The organism is Pseudanabaena sp. SR411 (genome assembly GCF_002251945.1).
In the GTDB taxonomy this organism is placed as follows: domain Bacteria; phylum Cyanobacteriota; class Cyanobacteriia; order Pseudanabaenales; family Pseudanabaenaceae; genus Pseudanabaena.
The window spans coordinates 1-1,330 of record NZ_NDHW01000187.1; the positions used below are offsets into that span (position 1 = coordinate 1).

Genomic DNA, 1,330 nt, shown 5'->3' on the forward strand with positions numbered 1-1,330 from the left:
TTAATTTGTCTCCTCTTCGGCTTCATATTTTAAAGTTTTTTTCTCCCACCTGCCAACGCTATTATTTGCTCCCTGCACCTGTTTCGTAATTGTTTTTCTCATTCCATTACGAGCGGAATGTGGGCTTCAGGTCTAATGATGTTGAAGTGACGACGATCTAAGGTCAAAATCTTATGGGTATTATGACTTTCAGCAAGGGCTACTAAGCTGGCATCAACAAAGCCAATCGGAATATCGGCATAACGAGCCATAATCTCTGTTGTGCGACGAATTTCATCAATCTCTATCGGTAAATAGATAAATGCACCTTCAGTCATTGCCTCCAGAAAAGATCTGACAACTGCTTCACCGAGATATTTTGTAACTAAGTAGTCTACTTCGGGTAGGACTGTGACAGGAATCAGTAAATCAAATGATTGCGCGACTTCAACAACTGCGGCATGGTGTTTATCGTCTTCATCAAGTAGCGCAATAATTGCGCCAGTATCAGCAATAACTCTAATCATTCTTTCCAAAGTAGTTCGTCTACTCTTTCAGAGAGATCAGAGATGCCACTTTTGCCCATACCAACACATTTAGGCAATGTCTTTTTCTTGTTCACAACATAAAGTTGGATTGCTTCTTGAATAATTTCAGAAGGTGTTTTTCCTCCTTGTACTGATAGTTGCTCAAGGACTTGTTCGGTTTCTTGGGGAAGATATATAACTGTGGGTTTCATAAAATTAAGTAGAGGTAAAAAAATTGAAGTGCTGACTTAAATTTGTGGAGGAGTATTTGCGCTAAGAGTTCTCCTCCAAGGGATTACAATTCCACCACCCATTTTTTTGGATTCTAAAGATTTACGTTCTTCTTCCCTTTGGATTGTAATATGCTCTTTTGCATTTCTACTAACAGTTCCATCAGTAAAATTAATGTTGATCGTGGTTATATCATAACCAATCGCTTCAAGTGCTTCTAACCTAGCTAGAAAAATATTTTCACTTTTCTCATCAAAAAGGTTCTCAAGAATTGATGGGATTGAAGATTGAGCCTCTAGTCTCATTTGCCCTAGAGACCATGCTGCATAAGCTCGAACACCATATTTTTCATCTCTTAGTCTTTTAATCAAAGAAGGAATTGCTTCTTTAGCAAGCAATCCAATTTTTCCTATTGCAATGGTGGCATACCAACGAACATCACCTTCTGGGTCTGGATCTTCGAGAGCTAAAATCAACTGAGGAGTAGCAGCCCATGCGTCTGCCCCAATTAGCTCTAAAGTACTAGCAGCTTTCCTTCTAACTTCTATTTTTTCATGATTACTCCCTTCCCGCTGTAAGGCATGGTAAAATAT

At 38.9% G+C, this 1,330-nt stretch carries 3 protein-coding genes; all 3 read right to left on the reverse strand.

The window, feature by feature from the left end; translation table 11 throughout:
* Window positions 1–98: 98 nt before the first annotated feature.
* Window positions 99–506 carry a type II toxin-antitoxin system VapC family toxin gene (locus B9G53_RS19780; RefSeq protein WP_094535191.1) on the reverse strand — a complete coding sequence of 136 codons (408 nt, stop codon included), beginning with the start codon at window positions 504–506 and terminating at the stop codon, window positions 99–101.
* Window positions 503–718 carry a CopG family transcriptional regulator gene (locus tag B9G53_RS19785; RefSeq protein WP_094535192.1) on the reverse strand — a complete coding sequence of 72 codons (216 nt, stop codon included), beginning with the start codon at window positions 716–718 and terminating at the stop codon, window positions 503–505. The genes B9G53_RS19780 and B9G53_RS19785 overlap by 4 nt, the downstream gene beginning before the upstream one ends.
* 36 nt (window positions 719–754) lie before the next feature.
* Window positions 755–1,330, reverse strand: a 576-nt coding sequence (locus tag B9G53_RS19790; RefSeq protein WP_176453283.1) for a HEAT repeat domain-containing protein, incomplete at its 5' end; no start/stop codon positions are given.

Excerpts from the sequence above, each read along its gene's own strand:
- B9G53_RS19785 (WP_094535192.1), bottom strand. The coding sequence starts at position 718 with ATGAAACCCACAGTTATATATCTTCCCCAAGAAACCGAACAAGTCCTT.
- B9G53_RS19780 (WP_094535191.1), bottom strand. The coding sequence starts at position 506 with ATGATTAGAGTTATTGCTGATACTGGCGCAATTATTGCGCTACTTGAT.